Below are 17,222 nucleotides of genomic sequence, written 5' to 3'. Positions count from 1 at the left end.
TATTATGGAGCGGGAGACGGGATTCGAACCCGCGACCCCCACCTTGGCAAGGTGGTGTTCTACCACTGAACTACTCCCGCAGTGGAAAATGGCTGGGCCAGCTGGATTCGAACCAGCGCATGACGGTACCAAAAACCGTTGCCTTACCGCTTGGCTATGGCCCAAAGTGAAATTAAATGGGGCGGCTGATGGGAATCGAACCCACGAATGCCGGAACCACAATCCGGTGCGTTAACCACTTCGCCACAACCGCCATAGAAAAAAGCAGGGGTAGTAGGAATCGAACCCACATTGACGGTTTTGGAGACCGTAGTTTTACCATTAAACTATACCCCTATTTGAATGATTAAATTATAAATGGTGGAGGGAGTAGGACTCGAACCTACGAACCCGATGGGAGCGGATTTACAGTCCGCCGCGTTTGGCCAACTTCGCTATCCCTCCATGTTGTATATGCCTACTAGCATCAAATGGTGCCGGCCAGAGGACTTGAACCCCCAACCTACTGATTACAAATCAGTTGCTCTGCCAGTTGAGCTAGGCCGGCTAAAAAAATGGTGGCTCGGGACGGAATCGAACCGCCGACACACGGATTTTCAGTCCGTTGCTCTACCGACTGAGCTACCGAGCCGAATCTTATGTATAGCCTAAGTATGAAAATGGCGGTCCGGACGGGACTCGAACCCGCGACCTCCTGCGTGACAGGCAGGCATTCTAACCAACTGAACTACCGGACCATTTTTTAAGTTTGGTTGTACTTTTCAGTACTACCGATTTTCAACTAGCAAAGATGTAATTCTAAGCAGTTAGTTGAAATAATTTGGTTGCGGGGGCAGGATTTGAACCTGCGACCTCCGGGTTATGAGCCCGACGAGCTACCGAACTGCTCTACCCCGCGATATTGTGGGTTTTCTAATTCCCATAAAGTATGAAGTTACCTTGCGGTAATGGTGGAGGATGCAGGGCTCGAACCTGCGACCCCTTGCTTGTAAGGCAAGTGCTCTCCCAGCTGAGCTAATCCTCCATATGAAGTGGTGACCCGTACGGGATTCGAACCCGTGATACCGCCGTGAAAGGGCGGTGTCTTAACCACTTGACCAACGGGCCATTGTGGAAAAATGAACTTATGGCGGAGAGCGAGGGATTCGAACCCTCGAAACCGTGGTAACGGTTTACACGAATTCCAATCGTGCTCCTTCGGCCAGCTCGGACAGCTCTCCAAAATATGGCTCCAACGGTAGGATTCGAACCTACGACCGATCGGTTAACAGCCGATTGCTCTACCACTGAGCTACGTTGGAATAATGTAAAATCTGGCGGCGTCCTACTCTCACGGGGATCGACCCGACTACCATCGGCGCTGAAGAGCTTAACTTCTGTGTTCGGCATGGGAACAGGTGTGACCTCTTCGCCTTCACCACCAGATCTTATTTCCTTTTTTTCAAGGACAAGATATATTGTATTGTTTTTTAAGCGAAAAATCAAGGGTAAATTACAAGTTTTTTTGTAAACCCTCAAAACTGGATAAGGCAATCATTCAACCATCGGACGAGCGAACGTCTCTTCCGACTTCTTTTTTAAAGGATAGATAAGTCATCGATCCATTAGTATCCGTCAGCTCCACGTGTCACCACGCTTCCACCTCGGACCTATCAACCTCATCGTCTCTGAGGGATCTTACTTACTTGGCGTAAGGGGAAATCTCATCTCAAGGGGGGCTTCATGCTTAGATGCTTTCAGCACTTATCCCGACCACACGTAGCTACCCAGCGATGCTCCTGGCGGAACAACTGGTACACCAGCGGTGTGTCCATCCCGGTCCTCTCGTACTAAGGACAGCTCCTTTCAAATTTCCAACGCCCACGACGGATAGGGACCGAACTGTCTCACGACGTTCTGAACCCAGCTCGCGTACCGCTTTAATGGGCGAACAGCCCAACCCTTGGGACCGACTACAGCCCCAGGATGCGATGAGCCGACATCGAGGTGCCAAACCTCCCCGTCGATGTGGACTCTTGGGGGAGATAAGCCTGTTATCCCCGGGGTAGCTTTTATCCGTTGAGCGACGGCCCTTCCATGCGGTACCGCCGGATCACTAAGCCCGACTTTCGTCCCTGCTCGACTTGTAGGTCTCGCAGTCAAGCTCCCTTGTGCCTTTACACTCTGCGAATGATTTCCAACCATTCTGAGGGAACCTTTGGGCGCCTCCGTTACTTTTTAGGAGGCGACCGCCCCAGTCAAACTGCCCACCTGACACTGTCTCCGGACCGGATAACGGTCCTGGGTTAGAATGTCCGTACAGCCAGGGTAGTATCCCACCAGCGCCTCCACCGAAGCTAGCGCTCCGGCTTCTAAGGCTCCTACCTATCCTGTACAAGCTGTACCAACATTCAATATCAGGCTACAGTAAAGCTCCACGGGGTCTTTCCGTCCTGTCGCGGGTAATGTGCATCTTCACACATCGTATAATTTCACCGGGTCTCTCGTTGAGACAGTGCCCAAGTCGTTGCACCTTTCGTGCGGGTCGGAACTTACCCGACAAGGAATTTCGCTACCTTAGGACCGTTATAGTTACGGCCGCCGTTTACTGGGGCTTCGGTTCAACGCTTCGCCTTGCGGCTAACGCATCCCCTTAACCTTCCAGCACCGGGCAGGTGTCAGCCCCTATACTTCGCCTTACGGCTTCGCAGAGACCTGTGTTTTTGGTAAACAGTCGCTTGGGCCTTTTCACTGCGGCTCCTCGGCAGAGGAGCACCCCTTCTCCCGAAGTTACGGGGTCATTTTGCCGAGTTCCTTAACGAGAGTTCTCCCGCTCACCTTAGGATCCTCTCCTCGCCTACCTGTGTTGGTTTGCGGTACGGGCACCTCTTTCCTCACTAGAGGATTTTCTTGGCAGTGTGAACTCAGGAGCTTCGGTACTTTAGTTCCCTCCCCATCACAGCTTGACGTTGCCGGACGGATTTGCCTATCCGACCGTCTCACTGCTTGGACGCGCTCATCCAATGGCGCGCTCTCCTTATCCTCCTGCGTCCCCCCGTCGTTCAAACGGAAAGGAGGTGGTACAGGAATATCAACCTGTTGTCCATCGCCTACGCCTTTCGGCCTCGGCTTAGGTCCCGACTAACCCTGAGAGGACGAGCCTTCCTCAGGAACCCTTAGGCTTTCGGTGAAAGAGATTCTCACTCTTTTTTCGCTACTCATACCGGCATTCTCACTTCTAAGCGCTCCACCAGTCCTTACGGTCTGACTTCACGGCCCTTAGAACGCTCTCCTACCACTGATCGTAAGATCAATCCGCAGCTTCGGTGGTGTGTTTAGCCCCGATATATTTTCGGCGCAGAGTCACTCGACCAGTGAGCTATTACGCACTCTTTGAATGATGGCTGCTTCTAAGCCAACATCCTGGTTGTCTAAGCAACTCCACATCCTTTTCCACTTAACACACACTTTGGGACCTTAGCTGGCGGTCTGGGCTGTTTCCCTTTCGACCATGAACCTTATCACCCACGGTCTGACTCCCAGAACAAAGTCTATGGCATTCGGAGTTTGACTGAATTCGGTAACCCGATAGGGGCCCCTCGTCCAATCAGTGCTCTACCTCCATGACTTTCTATTCTGAGGCTAGCCCTAAAGCTATTTCGGAGAGAACCAGCTATCTCCGTGTTCGATTGGCATTTCACCCCTACCCACACCTCATCCCCGTAATTTTCAACTTACGTGGGTTCGGACCTCCAGTCAGTGTTACCTGACCTTCATCCTGGACATGGGTAGATCACACGGTTTCGGGTCTACGACCGCATACTCACGCGCCCTATTCAGACTCGCTTTCGCTGCGGCTCCGCTTCTTATGCTTAACCTCGCATACGGTCGTAACTCGCCGGTTCATTCTACAAGAGGCACGCCGTCACCCATTAACGGGCTCCGACTACTTGTAGGCACACGGTTTCAGGTTCTCTTTCACTCCCCTTCCGGGGTGCTTTTCACCTTTCCCTCACGGTACTGGTTCACTATCGGTTACTAGGGAGTATTTAGCCTTGGGAGATGGTCCTCCCGGATTCCGACGGAATTCCTCGTGTTCCGCCGTACTCAGGATCCACTCCGGAGGAAGAAAGGTTTCGACTACAGGGCTGTTACCTGCTCTGGCTGACCGTTCCAGGCCGATTCATCTACCTTCCTTCTTGATAACTCCAATGGAGTGTCCTACAACCCCAGAAAGCAAGCTTTCTGGTTTGGGCTGTTTCCGTTTCGCTCGCCGCTACTTGGGAAATCGCATTTGCTTTCTCTTCCTCCGGGTACTGAGATGTTTCAGTTCCCCGGGTGTGCCGTCCGATACCTATGTATTCAGTATTGGATGCTGTCCCATTACGAACAGCGGGTTTCCCCATTCGGAAATCTCCGGGTCAAAGCCTACTTACGGCTCGCCGGAGCATATCGGTGTTAGTCCCGTCCTTCATCGGCTCCTAGTACCAAGGCATCCACCGTGCGCCCTTATTCACTTAACTATCGTCGTGAAAAGACGTTGTTTCGTTCGATGTTTCTGTTGAATGTCTTGTCATCACTAGCGTCTAAAACGCTATTGATTCCTTATCCAGTTTTCAAGGTTCACAGTTGAAAGATGCTTTGATCTCTCAAAACTGAACAACCAACCAGGTACGTCTTCCGTCCGGTCCAGCTTCCACGACCATCGGTCGTTTCCGCCTTTCCGGTTTCCTTAGAAAGGAGGTGATCCAGCCGCACCTTCCGATACGGCTACCTTGTTACGACTTCACCCCAATCATTGGCCCCACCTTCGGCGGCTGGCTCCATAAAGGTTACCTCACCGACTTCGGGTGTTGCCAACTCTCGTGGTGTGACGGGCGGTGTGTACAAGGCCCGGGAACGTATTCACCGCGGCATGCTGATCCGCGATTACTAGCGATTCCGGCTTCATGCAGGCGAGTTGCAGCCTGCAATCCGAACTGAGAATGGTTTTATGGGATTTGCTACACCTCGCGGCTTCGCTGCCCTTTGTACCATCCATTGTAGCACGTGTGTAGCCCAGGTCATAAGGGGCATGATGATTTGACGTCATCCCCGCCTTCCTCCGGTTTGTCACCGGCAGTCACCTTAGAGTGCCCAACTGAATGCTGGCAACTAAGATTAGGGGTTGCGCTCGTTGCGGGACTTAACCCAACATCTCACGACACGAGCTGACGACAACCATGCACCACCTGTCACTTGGTCCCCGAAGGGAAGACCCTATCTCTAGGGTGGTCCAAGGATGTCAAGACCTGGTAAGGTTCTTCGCGTTGCTTCGAATTAAACCACATGCTCCACCGCTTGTGCGGGCCCCCGTCAATTCCTTTGAGTTTCAGCCTTGCGGCCGTACTCCCCAGGCGGAGTGCTTAATGCGTTAACTTCAGCACTAAGGGGTGGAAGCCCCCTAACACCTAGCACTCATCGTTTACGGCGTGGACTACCAGGGTATCTAATCCTGTTTGCTACCCACGCTTTCGCACCTCAGCGTCAGAAACAGACCAGAGAGTCGCCTTCGCCACTGGTGTTCCTCCACATATCTACGCATTTCACCGCTACACGTGGAATTCCACTCTCCTCTTCTGTCCTCAAGTTCCCCAGTTTCCAATGACCCTCCACGGTTGAGCCGTGGGCTTTCACATCAGACTTAAGGAACCACCTGCGCGCGCTTTACGCCCAATAATTCCGGACAACGCTTGCCCCCTACGTATTACCGCGGCTGCTGGCACGTAGTTAGCCGGGGCTTCCTCGTTAGGTACCGTCAAGGTACCGCTCTGTTCGCACGGTACTTGTTCTTCCCTAACAACAGAACTTTACGATCCGAAGACCTTCATCGTTCACGCGGCGTTGCTCCGTCAGACTTTCGTCCATTGCGGAAGATTCCCTACTGCTGCCTCCCGTAGGAGTCTGGGCCGTGTCTCAGTCCCAGTGTGGCCGATCACCCTCTCAGGTCGGCTACGCATCGTCGCCTTGGTGAGCTATTACCTCACCAACTAGCTAATGCGCCGCGGGCCCATCTGTAAGTGATAGCGAGAAGCCATCTTTTAACCTTCCTTCAGGTGAAGGTAGGTGTTACCCGGCATTAGCCCCGGTTTCCCGGGGTTATTCCGGTCTTACAGGCAGGTTGCCCACGTGTTACTCACCCGTCCGCCGCTCGTTCCACAAGCTTCAACCCCGAAGGGGATCCGCTTGCTTCCCGCGCTCGACTTGCATGTATTAGGCACGCCGCCAGCGTTCGTCCTGAGCCAGGATCAAACTCTCCATAAAAGTTGAGATTGATTAGCTCTTTGCACACCGAATGTGCTTGTTTGAATTCCTTCTTTATTGAAAGAATATCTTGACGTACTGGTTGGTTCGTTCAGTTTTCAAAGATCAAAAGTTTTCGTTTGCCGCTTCAAAACAGCGACTTAATAATCATATCATTGTGACTCATTTAAGTCAACAACTTTTTTAAATGATTTTTTGCTTGCCGTTTCCGGCTTGCCGCTCTGTCTTAATGCGACAAGTAATAATATAGCATGGTACGTCATTAACCGTCAACAACTTTAAACAAAAAAATTCCCTTTCTTTATTAAAACCGGTAAAGAAAGGGATGATACGTGCAGATCGCAGCGCTTTATGAGGGTTTATAGGTTCGGTGAAAGATATGATCTCCTTTTGTTTCTTGTAGAACGACTTCAATAATATTCTTCTCCACTAAGTATTCGATCATTGAAGATAAATCCAATATATATTCCTGGATCTCCGGATGGACTTTTAACTCTCCAAATGACCATGGTTCTTCCTGTTCTTTCATAAGACTTAATAAATGTTGAGTACTGGACTCGGCTCGCTTACTAATGGAATGTTCCACTGCAATAATCATAAGATGGATTCTTTTATCAGTAGGTTCGCCACTTTCAATTAACTCTTGATACAGCTTGTAGATTTCAGGTTCAATTCTCTTCACTTGATTCCACACCGTAACTTCAGGGTGAAATCCTTTTTCTATAATGGAAAGGCGCGCTAAATAATGAAGCGAATGAACCATCCGGCTGAAGGAATCCAGATAATGCTCGGATTCGTAAAGATCTTTGGCCTCGCTGTAGCTGCGAATTAATTTAGCAAACTCGATAACCTTTTTCAGATCCCTCTTCCCCTGTGGGAACGTCCGGAGCTGTTCTTTTAACTCGGTTACATATTCATTCCTTTCAAAAATAACGGTGCCGTTAATCACCCATTCCACGGCACGGCGATAGGAGCTTGTATCAATCCAGTGATGCAAAAGTTTTTCATCTACCGTGTGCATAGCGGCTGATTTATTCTCGAATTCGTAATGCTTTACATACCACAGTTCCTTTGCGTCCTTTACAACAATGAACAAAATAACATCAAAATTGTCCGTCACTGGACTGATCGGTTTCATCTTTTCTAAAATTAAGATCCCTAATGTATTGCTCTGACTTGCTCTTTCTTGATAAATCGGGCGTAGTACGTCTTTCATTCTGGTCCCCCACATTCTATATCAGCTTGTTTTGTTTATTCGATACTTTTTGGCGAATTCCTTTTTTTCTAAATATAATCAATGGAAGAAATGTGCTATACTACCTTGTAGATAGTAAGGAGGGAACCTGCGTGGAATTAAGATACAGCAGTAAAATTAATAAGATTCGTTCCTTTGCTTTTTGGTTAATTTTCGGCGGAATTGGCGTCATGTATATAGGATTGATCTTCAAAGAAACCACTTGGCTAATGGCCCTTTTTATGATTCTCGGTATGTGCTTTGTTGGTCTTAGTACGCTCGTTTATTTCTGGATCGGCATGCTCTCCACCAGAACCATCCAGATTATATGTCCGTCTTGTGAGAAACCTACCAAAATGCTTGGACGTGTAGATGCCTGCATGCACTGCAACCAGCCGCTGACCATGGATAAAACGTTAGAGGGCGAAGAGTTTGATGAGAAATATAATTCCAAACGATATAAAAAGAATAAGACTCAGCAGCAATCCTAATGAAAGAATCCGCTCTAAGCAGCGGGTTCTTTTTTTAATATAAAAAAACCGGAAGCTCAGGGCTACCGGTTTTAGTGCGTATTATTAGACTTACATTCAGAGCACGTTCCATACACTTCCATGCGATGATGACTTACATCAAATCCAGTCACCTGTTCAGCTAATGATTCAACTTCATTGAGACTTGGGTAGTGGAAGTCAACAATTTTGCCGCATGAATCACAGATCGCATGATAGTGATCCGAAGTATTACAGTCAAAACGGCTTGATGAATCTCCGTACGTAAGTTCACGTACAAGCCCGATTTCCTTAAATACGCGGAGGTTATTGTAAACCGTCGCTACACTCATATTCGGAAATTTACTTTCTAACGCTTTATAAATTTCATCAGCTGTTGGGTGAGTCATAGAATTCAGCAGGTATTCAAGCACCGCATGACGCTGTGGAGTGATTCGCACACCTGAACCTTTCAGTGTATCCACCGCTTCTTGCAATCGATGATCAGACACAGCCATGCACCTCGCTTTCATAAACTGATTCTTGATTTATAATATTATTAAATTAGAATCCTTATAATTAGTGTAACCTGTCTGTAAATCTAATGTCAATAAAAAGCCGTCTTCCCCGGCAAATTAAATTACACGTCTGGATCAAGAGGAGTTTCTTTACCGCCCAGCTGCTGATTAACGTACCTTGCCGCTACGAAAAGCAGATCGGACAGACGATTCAAATACGAAACAACCAGCGGATTGACCAATTCATCTTCCAATGCGACCGCAGAACGTTCTGCTCTTCTCACAACTGTGCGGGCTAAGTGCAACCCGGCTGAAGCTGAATGACCAGATGGGAGAATAAAATTCTTCAATGGAATCAAGTCCTCGTCCCACTTATCAATCTGCTGTTCTAACTCTTCTATATGCTCTTTCTTCACCTGCCATTTCACTTCTTTTCCTTTAGGAGTTGCAAGCTCAGCTCCAACGTGAAACAGGATGGTTTGGATGCGCTGCATCGCCTCAAGGAACGAATCTTTATCTGCCCAGTCTTCTTTCGTCAGGTGGCTAAGCGCAAGACCAATCGTTGAGTTCGCTTCATCACAGGTGCCATATGCCTCGACTCGTATATCATTTTTGGCTACTCGATTGCCGTAAATTAAAGATGTCTGTCCTTTATCCCCTGATCTTGTATAAATACGCATGATTTAATACCCCCGTTTAGGATCAATTTTGTTTTTCATTTCGCCCTTATCATTTAAGAACATATGCAAATTCTCTTCAAATATATCAAAACCACGCGGAACATACCCCGGAGACTGACCTGATGTATGAGGAGTAATCGTCACTTCTTCCTCTTCCCAGAATGGATGATTCTCTGGCAGCGGTTCCTCTTCAAACACGTCGAGTACAGCATGCGCAATATAAGAATTCTGAACAGCCTGCAGAATGATGTCCGATTGAACCAGGTCTCCTCTCCCCATGTTTAGAAAGATGGCGTGGTCAGGCATGGCTTTAAAGTGATCCAAATTCAATAAGTACTGTGTATCCTTCGTACTTGGCAGCACTGCCACCACGAATTCTCCCTGGTCGAGCACCTGGTGAAGCTCTTCTACTTTATACGTTTCATCGAAGTGAGGCTTTGGATTTCCAGATCTCGACACCCCAATGGTTTTCATACGGAAAGCCTGAGCGAGCCTCGCCACTCCCTGGGCAATAGCTCCCGTTCCAAGTACAACCATGGTCCGGCCGCTGATTTCCTGATTGATCATTCGTCGATTCCACTCGTGATTTTTTTCTAATTCCGCATAGGCCTTCGCATTTCTTGAGACCTGAAGAAGCATGGAGATCGCATACTCGGCCATTGGTTCAGCATGAATGCCCCTGACATTGGTTACAAGAATCTCTCTTTGCTGAATTTCCTGGAATGGCATTTTATCAAGACCAGCAGATAAAACCATAATCCATTTTAACTGGCGGGCCTGCTGGATGCGTTCCGGAGTCAAATCTTCCCCGTATGTAATAAATACATCAGCTTCCTTTAAATAGGGTTCCGCTTCTTCGATTCCGTGACAGAAAAGAAACTCAACTTCATTAAAATTCTGTCTCAGTCGGTGCTGGATATCTTCAGGGACCCTTTTAATCGCTGAAACAACCTTCATCCTCTCACTTCCTTTCCTCTCTTTCTTCTATAGTAATTGTTTTTCCAGACCAACTCAAAATTAAAGCTTCTTAAGAAAAAACCATAACCGGTTTTCCGGCTATGGTTTTCCTGGTCTCTATTGAAGATTCTCGCGAATGTAACTTAGTGCAGCTTCTACGTGTCCTTCTACTTTAACTTTGCGGTACTCTTCAGCAAGGTTACCTTCTTTATCAATAATGAAAGTAGAACGTTCAATGCCGTAATATTCTTCGCCTGATTTTTTCTTAAGAACCCATGCGCCGTAATCTTCCGCAACTTGATGATCCTCATCCGCAAGTAGTAGGAATGGGAGATCATGTTTATCAATAAATTTCTTATGAGATTCTACTGGGTCTGGGCTGACGCCTATAATAACAGCATCCAGATCCGCGAAGCTTTCGTGGTGATCACGGAAATCACAGGCTTCATTTGTGCAGCCTGGAGTCATATCTTTTGGATAAAAGTACAGTACGACGTTCTTTCCTTTATAGTCAGATAATGATACGTTCTCTCCATTGTTAGCTGGCAATGTAAAATCAGGTGCTTGTTTTCCTTTTTCAATTGTCATACGTAACCCTCCTAAAAATAATTATATATCTAGCCTACCTTATACGAATGTAAACTTCCAATTCAATGTTCAATCTTGTAATGCTGCCATACCTTGGCAACGAGAGCAGCCGGCAGTGAATAACCGATCATGGCTTCAAAAATAGCAATCCAGCGCCCAACACCGACCGGTACCATTTCTCCGTACCCGACTGTGAATAAGGTTACTCCGCTGAAGTACATGCTTCTTGCTATTTCTTCCTTCCAATGCAAGGGTTCAAACTGACCAGCCTCCTGGTACACCATTACCCCATGTTCAATCAAAGAAACATAAATAATGGCAAATCCAATCATAACGATCGTATAAAGAAGCAATATGGAGAGAAACAGTTGAAAAGAAAAAATCTTATGTTCGAATTCGAGGGAAGCGAATATTTGACGCAGACTGCCAGCGATCAAAATCAGGCTCATTGTAGTAATCGCAATAATAATCATGACGCACTCCTCCCGGGAAGAGACAAGCAGTACTCTACTGTTTACCTATGTGCATCCCTCTCCAATTATGCCGACAGACAGATTATCTCAATTAAGCCAATTACCCCCACCTCAGGTCATCCATAATATGGATGACCTGAGGTGGGGGTAATTGGGATTTACGTTTGTTTATTTTAGAGACCGGGCTAATGCACACCCCTCTTCTTCATCGCAGCATAAGATACAGTAAACAGCGGAAAGGGGGAATTGTGAATGGGTTACGGATATGGCGGAGGCTTTGCGCTGATTGTTGTGCTTTTCATCCTTCTAGTCATCGTTGGTGCAGCGTATCTATACTAAGATCATTCCAGTAAAAGCACCTATTGACCACCAAAAGTGATTAGCGAGGTGCTTTTTCCTTACGCACACGAACGGCGTTAAATCTTAAAATACTCTTCCTGCACTGGGAAGAGTATTTTTTGTGCACGTCATCCCATCAATACCAATGTCCATGCTACAATGAATACTGAATGTCAGTAAGGAGGTAACTATGAACATAAAAACATCCGAACAATTATACACAGAAGCAACAGAACATATCGTCGGCGGTGTAAACTCTCCATCCCGCGCTTATAAAGGGGTTGGCGGCGGCACGCCTGTCTACATGGATCGCGGAGAAGGTTCTCACTTTTATGATGTGGACGGTAATGAGTATATTGACTACTTAGGTGCCTACGGGCCTATTATTACAGGACACGCCCACCCTCATATAACAGAGGCGATTACGAAGGCTGCCCAGAACGGAGTGCTTTACGGTACACCGACCGTACTTGAAAATCGGTTTGCGAAAATGCTCAAGGAAGCCATTCCTTCCTTGGAAAAAGTCCGATTTGTAAATTCAGGAACCGAGGCGGTCATGACAACTATTCGTGTAGCCCGTGCCTATACTGGACGAAATAAAATCATTAAGTTTGCCGGCTGTTATCATGGCCACTCCGATCTTGTACTGGTCGCTGCCGGTTCAGGACCGGCCACACTCGGTACACCTGACTCAGCCGGGGTGCCCGCTTCGATTGCTCAGGATATCATCACCGTTCCTTTCAATGATATTGAACCTTTTAAAGAAGCTATCGCCCGATTTGGTGATGAGATTGCCGGAGTGCTTGTCGAGCCGATCGTCGGAAACTTCGGTATTGTGGAACCTAAACCTGGATTCCTTCAAGAAGTGAATGACCTAGCCCACGAAGCAGGCTCATTGGTTATTTACGATGAGGTCATCACAGCCTTCCGTTTTACATATGGAAGTGCGCAGCAACTTCTCGACATCGAACCGGATATGACAGCCATGGGTAAAATTATTGGCGGTGGTCTTCCGATAGGAGCTTACGGGGGACGTGCAGATATTATGGAACAGGTGGCTCCATTGGGCCCTGCTTATCAGGCCGGAACCATGGCCGGGAATCCCGCATCGATGTCCGCAGGAATTGCCTGCCTAGAAGTCCTGCAGCAGGAAGGCGTCTATGAACAAATGGACCGCCTTGGAAAAAAACTGGAAAAAGGCATACTAAAAAGCGCCAGCCAATATGGCATCACGCTAACGATCAATCGATTAAAAGGCGCCTTAACCGTTTACTTCACGGACGAAGAGGTTACCAACTACGAACAGGCTGAGAATACTGATGGCGACCGCTTCGCCCGTTTCTTCAAGCTTATGCTCGCAGAGGGCATCAATTTGGCTCCTTCTAAATATGAAGCATGGTTTCTGACTACAGCCCACACAGATGAGGATATTGACCAGACGCTTCAAGCGATCGATCGCACTTTCCAGATTATGAGTAAAGAGTAAATTTTCAGTTCCGGGGATCCATTCTCCGGAACTTTTTATATAAAACTCCTATAATTAATTGAAAATTCTAAATTATCATGCTAAAATAGATTTATAATTCTGAAAACTCTACTGAATTATGATCTTTGTTTCATTTCTTTCCCTTTTCATGGTTCTGGTGAGAACTAGAGCCCCCTTTAAAGCTAATGCGGTTTTTCGCATTAGCTTCTTCTTTTGGTTTCATTCTTTTTTCTCTTTAATTTTGGAATAATCATGGGTACGATTTTACATAAAATGCGTTATAATAAATCCATTGTTTATTTTAATTGAAGGAAGATGTTTGCTATGAAACTTGGCGCACGTATGATGAAAACGGGACTAGCTGTAGCTATAGCTCTATATATTGGGAATCTTCTTGGATTTATTTCCCCATTGCTTGCAGCCATTGCCGTTGTCTTTTCAATCCAGCCATCCATTTATCGATCTTATCAATCCATAATCGAACAGCTCCAGGGAAATACTATTGGAGCTCTCATTGCAGTAGTTGCAGTATTTACCCTTGGGAACGATCCCTTTGTCGTTGGGTTTGCGATCATACTCGTCATTGGGTTCACGACTACTTTAAAAATGAATGAAAACACAGTTGCTCTGGCGGTCGTGGCTGTCATTGCCCTGATGGACTCTACCGATCAGACATTTATGTACTTTGCGAGTTCTCGTTTTTCTTCCATGATCTTAGGAATCTTAGCTGCATTTATCGTGAATCTAGTGTTTCTGCCACCGCGTTATGAAACCCGGTTATTTAAGAAAATCGATCTCGCTACGACGGATATTCTCCAGTGGCTCAGAGTAACTACCAGGCAGCTATCCGATGAACCGGCCCTAAAATATGAAATCGTCCGTATCCAAGATGAAATGCGCTGGACAGACCATACGTATCTTCTATACTCCGAAGAACGGACCTATCTTAAAGGAAGACGTTTTTCAAAAGGAAGAAAACTGGTGCTTTTCCGTCAGTTGATTACGACGACGAAGAAATCTTTTGATGTATTAAAAGCTTTTTACAGACTGGATCACAAAATTGAGCAGATTCCGGAAGATTTCCAGAATGCTCTTGTGGATGAATTGGACAAGCTGATTAATGCTCATGAAAAACTGGTTCTCAGCTTGAAAGGCAGAATTAAACGCACCCATAAACAGGGACTGCGTCAAATTGAGGAGCCCAACATTCCTCTTTTGGTTGAGCGGCTGATGCATGTTTATGAAAAGACCAATAATCCTGATAAGCTGGTCTTTCTACCTTTAGCTTCACAGTTGATGGAATATCACTACCAGCTCGAGAAGTTGAAAAGGTTACTAAAAAGTTACCAAAGCCACCACCAGAGCGATTATATTCAAACCACAGAAAAATAAAGATATACACGCATGCACAAAGCTCAGAGGATTTTCCCTCTGAGCTTTTTTATGTAACCTCCCTTAAAGCTCCAAGGTGGTTTTAAAGTAAAGCTCCCGTTTGTTGAAGACTCAGTTTCGAGATATTTGTTGAGCGGAAGGTCCTGCGGGGGACGATTTCGCTTTCCGGCCCTGCACGACGCAGGGTCGTTCGACGTTGCCACAGGACGTGGCGATCTTAGTCGAACTTCTTATATGTGCTGAGCTTCCTCGGGCTTAACAGCCCTGCGGGATCTCACCAATCATGTTCATCCCGCAGGAGTCTACATCGTCCCCCTCCGGACCTGGCCGAATCAGAAACTCGAAACCACTAAATCCCCTGTCTGCTTGGTGAGAATAAGCATGGGATAAGGAGTGTATTTTCATGCTAGAACGATGTAAAAAAGCTTGTCATAGAAGCAATTAAGGCCTATTTAGAAGGAGAGCATTCACTTTTATGGAAGGGTCCGTTATTCTCACTCAGCTGGGTTGGTGGGGAAATGGCGAGACTCCCATGGGAGAAGGAACTAGGTGAGATCCCGCAGGGAGTGAAACGAGCGAGGAAGCTCACCGTTCCCCTATAGGAAAGCGAGTTATTTCCCCACCAGCCCTTTTCCATAACAACATAACGGATCCAAATTATCTCGAAACTGAGTCTTCCACAATCCGGCCCTATAGTTGAAGATTACTAAAATTTTTAAGAGCTTTATGTAATCAACATGCCGACGCGTGTTACTTTTTCCCTGCTGAGATAGCGAAGATCAGTAAGAATAAGAAAACCAATCCTGCTCCTATGAGAATATTTTCGATGCTCATGCTTTCCTCTCCCCTCCGAATAACCTGTGCTGTATGAAGTAATAGTGTCATTATTTCAAAGTACCGTCACAAGCACAATCAGAAATCACACAAAAAAGAGGCTGAACCCCTGCAGGATTCAGCCCTTTTCAATGGTACCTTTTAAGTTTGTAAATACTCCTTGGAACCGGGTTTGTCATCCAGTTCCTGCATTTGATATAGATTGTAATAGTTTCCGCGTTTATCCATTAATTCACGGTGAGAACCTACTTCTACAATTTCACCATTTTCAATTAACACAATTCGATCCGCATGCGTAATGGTCGAAAGGCGGTGAGCCACAATAAAGGTAGTACGATCTGAAGCGAGGCGTTCTAAAGCACCTTGTATAAGACTTTCGCTTTCCAGATCAAGAGCTGAGGTCGCTTCATCCAGCACGAGCAGCGGTGGATTTTTCAAGAAAATACGAGCGATAGCTACCCGTTGTTTTTGGCCGCCGGATAATTTAATACCGCGCTCACCAACTAGTGTATCGTACCCGTTCGAGAGATTCGAGATGAATTCGTGGGCATTCGCAGCTTTAGCCGCTTCGATCACTTCCTCATCCGTAGCGTCAGGATTACCCATACGGATGTTCATGGAAATGGATTCACTGAAGAGAATATTATCCTGCAGCACCATCCCCACTTTATCCCGCAAGGAACGAGCCTGTACATCACGAATGTCCATGCCGTCAATCATGATTCTGCCTTCTGTGACATCATAAAAACGTGGAATCAAGCTGATCAGGGTGGACTTACCTCCACCACTCATTCCAACAAAAGCAACCGTTTCTCCTTGTTTTACATCTAAACTGACGTTATTCAGTACAAGCGGTTCACCTTCGTCGTATTTAAAGGAAACATTTTCAACTGAAACGTCACCCTTTATTTTCTCCAGTTTCTTAGCCCCTGGTTTATCCACGATATCGTATTTTTCGTCGACGAGTTCAAACACACGGTCCATAGAGGCAATCGATTGAGTTAGAACAGTCGCAGAGTTAACCAGACGGCGGAGCGGACTGTAAACACGTTCCATATAGCCGGTGAAAGCAACCATTGTACCAATAGTTAGCGAACCAGTTATAACCTGGTAACCCGCAAAGGCAATCACAAGCAGCGGGGCCAGATCCGTGATGGTATTGGTAACAGAATACGTGTAAGCATTCCAGTTCGTGTGCGTAATGGCCTTATCAAGAAAGTTTTTATTCTGCACATCGAATTGGTCCTGTTCATAATTCTCGAGTGCAAAGCTTCGGGTCACCGGAATACCCTGAACGCGTTCGTGCAGGTGGCCCTGGACTTGAGCAAGTGCCTGGGAACGGTCACGGGTTAAGTGGCGAAGCCTGGCATAGAAATACTTGACCGCAAAACCGTATAACGGGAAAAGGGCAATTGAAACAAGTGTAAGCCAAACATTCATCGTAAGCATAATTATAATTGCAATGACAATCGTAAACATATCGAGCCAAATGTTCATGAGGCCGGTAATGACGAATGTTTTGGTCTGTTCCACATCATGAATCACACGCGAAATAATTTCGCCTGTCTTTGTTTTTGAATAAAATCGCAGGCTGAGCCGTTGAATATGATCAAACAGCTTTTCCCTGACATCATAAAGGATATTGCTTCCGATCCACTGAGCCATATATTGACGAATGTATTCAATAGGCGGGCGTATGATCATAAACACGAAAAAAGCCCCGCCCATCAACCATAATAGCTGATCTATTTTTTCAGATTGAGCCAGCGAATCCGCGTTGATAATATCATCAATCACATATTTCGTAATTAACGGCATTAATAATGGAATCGAAAACTTTACGACACCTATAAGAACGGTAATGATAATCTTTCCCTTATAGGGTTTTACAAATTTTAAATAGCGTTTAATACTGTCCAAACGAACACCTTCTTTCCTTTCCTTACCTTAC

Annotated in this window: 11 protein-coding genes, 13 tRNA genes and 3 rRNA genes; 4 read left to right on the top strand and 23 right to left on the bottom strand. The window is 46.5% G+C overall.

All coding sequences use genetic code 11. The annotated features are described in order from the left end of the window. Window positions 1–5 precede the first annotated feature (5 nt). The 17 genes from HBHAL_RS05380 to HBHAL_RS05300 all read right to left on the bottom strand — a co-directional run bounded on the left by HBHAL_RS05380 (window position 6) and on the right by HBHAL_RS05300 (window position 7,498). Window positions 6–80, bottom strand: a tRNA-Gly gene (locus tag HBHAL_RS05380). Between the two features lie 9 nt (window positions 81–89). Then, window positions 90–164, bottom strand: a tRNA-Gln gene (locus tag HBHAL_RS05375). A gap of 13 nt (window positions 165–177) precedes the next feature. Further along, window positions 178–253 (bottom strand) — tRNA-His (locus HBHAL_RS05370). A 12-nt stretch (window positions 254–265) separates the two neighbouring features. Further along, a tRNA-Trp gene (locus HBHAL_RS05365) sits at window positions 266–336 on the bottom strand. Between the two features lie 22 nt (window positions 337–358). Further along, window positions 359–444 (bottom strand) — tRNA-Tyr (locus HBHAL_RS05360). A gap of 27 nt (window positions 445–471) precedes the next feature. After that, a tRNA-Thr gene (locus tag HBHAL_RS05355) sits at window positions 472–547 on the bottom strand. 8 nt (window positions 548–555) lie between these two features. After that, window positions 556–631, bottom strand: a tRNA-Phe gene (locus HBHAL_RS05350). A gap of 29 nt (window positions 632–660) precedes the next feature. Next, window positions 661–737, bottom strand: a tRNA-Asp gene (locus tag HBHAL_RS05345). Between the two features lie 84 nt (window positions 738–821). Further along, a tRNA-Met gene (locus HBHAL_RS05340) sits at window positions 822–898 on the bottom strand. 50 nt (window positions 899–948) lie between these two features. Then, window positions 949–1,024 (bottom strand) — tRNA-Val (locus tag HBHAL_RS05335). 8 nt (window positions 1,025–1,032) lie between these two features. Next, window positions 1,033–1,107, bottom strand: a tRNA-Glu gene (locus HBHAL_RS05330). A 20-nt stretch (window positions 1,108–1,127) separates the two neighbouring features. After that, window positions 1,128–1,220 (bottom strand) — tRNA-Ser (locus HBHAL_RS05325). 6 nt (window positions 1,221–1,226) lie between these two features. Next, window positions 1,227–1,301 (bottom strand) — tRNA-Asn (locus HBHAL_RS05320). Window positions 1,302–1,311: 10 nt separating this feature from the next. Then, a 5S ribosomal RNA gene (gene rrf, locus HBHAL_RS05315) occupies window positions 1,312–1,425 on the bottom strand. A gap of 159 nt (window positions 1,426–1,584) precedes the next feature. Next, a 23S ribosomal RNA gene (locus tag HBHAL_RS05310) occupies window positions 1,585–4,502 on the bottom strand. Window positions 4,503–4,715: 213 nt separating this feature from the next. Beyond that, window positions 4,716–6,282, bottom strand: a 16S ribosomal RNA gene (locus HBHAL_RS05305). The 16S, 23S and 5S rRNA genes sit together here with 13 tRNA genes alongside, the layout of an rRNA operon. 349 nt (window positions 6,283–6,631) lie before the next feature. Continuing rightward, window positions 6,632–7,498, bottom strand: coding sequence for a nucleotidyltransferase-like protein (locus tag HBHAL_RS05300; protein ID WP_014642334.1), 867 nt, complete (start codon window positions 7,496–7,498; stop codon window positions 6,632–6,634). 131 nt (window positions 7,499–7,629) lie between these two features. Between HBHAL_RS05300 and HBHAL_RS05295 the strand changes: the two genes are divergently transcribed. Further along, entirely contained in the window at window positions 7,630–8,007 is a 378-nt protein-coding gene (locus tag HBHAL_RS05295; protein WP_014642333.1) for a YgzB family protein, read from the top strand. Between the two features lie 71 nt (window positions 8,008–8,078). On the opposite strand, the gene perR is transcribed toward HBHAL_RS05295, so the two are convergent. The 5 genes from perR to HBHAL_RS05270 all read right to left on the bottom strand — a co-directional run bounded on the left by perR (window position 8,079) and on the right by HBHAL_RS05270 (window position 11,220). Beyond that, window positions 8,079–8,522 (bottom strand): peroxide-responsive transcriptional repressor PerR, encoded by a 444-nt coding sequence (perR, locus tag HBHAL_RS05290; protein WP_041601208.1) that lies wholly within the window; start codon window positions 8,520–8,522, stop codon window positions 8,079–8,081. A gap of 122 nt (window positions 8,523–8,644) precedes the next feature. Further along, window positions 8,645–9,202, bottom strand: coding sequence for a cob(I)yrinic acid a,c-diamide adenosyltransferase (locus HBHAL_RS05285; protein WP_014642331.1), 558 nt, complete (start codon window positions 9,200–9,202; stop codon window positions 8,645–8,647). Window positions 9,203–9,205: 3 nt separating this feature from the next. After that, window positions 9,206–10,159 carry a D-2-hydroxyacid dehydrogenase gene (locus HBHAL_RS05280; RefSeq protein WP_014642330.1) on the bottom strand — a complete coding sequence of 318 codons (954 nt, stop codon included), beginning with the start codon at window positions 10,157–10,159 and terminating at the stop codon, window positions 9,206–9,208. A gap of 117 nt (window positions 10,160–10,276) precedes the next feature. Further along, a complete protein-coding gene (gene bcp / locus HBHAL_RS05275; protein ID WP_014642329.1) occupies window positions 10,277–10,747 on the bottom strand; it encodes a thioredoxin-dependent thiol peroxidase in 471 nt (156 codons plus the stop codon). Window positions 10,748–10,809: 62 nt separating this feature from the next. Next, on the bottom strand, window positions 10,810–11,220 hold the full coding sequence (locus HBHAL_RS05270) for a potassium channel family protein (RefSeq protein ID WP_014642328.1): 411 nt from the start codon (window positions 11,218–11,220) through the stop codon (window positions 10,810–10,812). Window positions 11,221–11,472: 252 nt separating this feature from the next. Between HBHAL_RS05270 and HBHAL_RS05265 the strand changes: the two genes are divergently transcribed. The 3 genes from HBHAL_RS05265 to HBHAL_RS05255 all read left to right on the top strand — a co-directional run bounded on the left by HBHAL_RS05265 (window position 11,473) and on the right by HBHAL_RS05255 (window position 14,437). After that, on the top strand, window positions 11,473–11,559 hold the full coding sequence (locus HBHAL_RS05265; RefSeq protein ID WP_041601207.1) for a YjcZ family sporulation protein: 87 nt from the start codon (window positions 11,473–11,475) through the stop codon (window positions 11,557–11,559). Between the two features lie 190 nt (window positions 11,560–11,749). Further along, window positions 11,750–13,045 (top strand): glutamate-1-semialdehyde 2,1-aminomutase, encoded by a 1,296-nt coding sequence (locus HBHAL_RS05260; RefSeq protein WP_014642327.1) that lies wholly within the window; start codon window positions 11,750–11,752, stop codon window positions 13,043–13,045. A gap of 324 nt (window positions 13,046–13,369) precedes the next feature. Next, window positions 13,370–14,437: an FUSC family protein gene (locus HBHAL_RS05255; protein WP_014642325.1), complete on the top strand. Its 1,068-nt coding sequence runs from the start codon at window positions 13,370–13,372 to the stop codon at window positions 14,435–14,437. 975 nt (window positions 14,438–15,412) lie between these two features. Here the strand turns inward: HBHAL_RS05255 and HBHAL_RS05250 are convergent. Further along, entirely contained in the window at window positions 15,413–17,191 is a 1,779-nt protein-coding gene (locus HBHAL_RS05250) for an ABC transporter ATP-binding protein (RefSeq protein WP_014642323.1), read from the bottom strand. Window positions 17,192–17,222: the final 31 nt, after the last annotated feature.

Origin of the sequence: Halobacillus halophilus DSM 2266, from assembly GCF_000284515.1 — a bacterium.
GTDB classification, from domain to species: Bacteria; Bacillota; Bacilli; order Bacillales; family Halobacillaceae; genus Halobacillus; species Halobacillus halophilus.
Note: the sequence above shows the minus strand (reverse complement) of the source record. Positions and strands in the feature narration are given on the sequence as shown.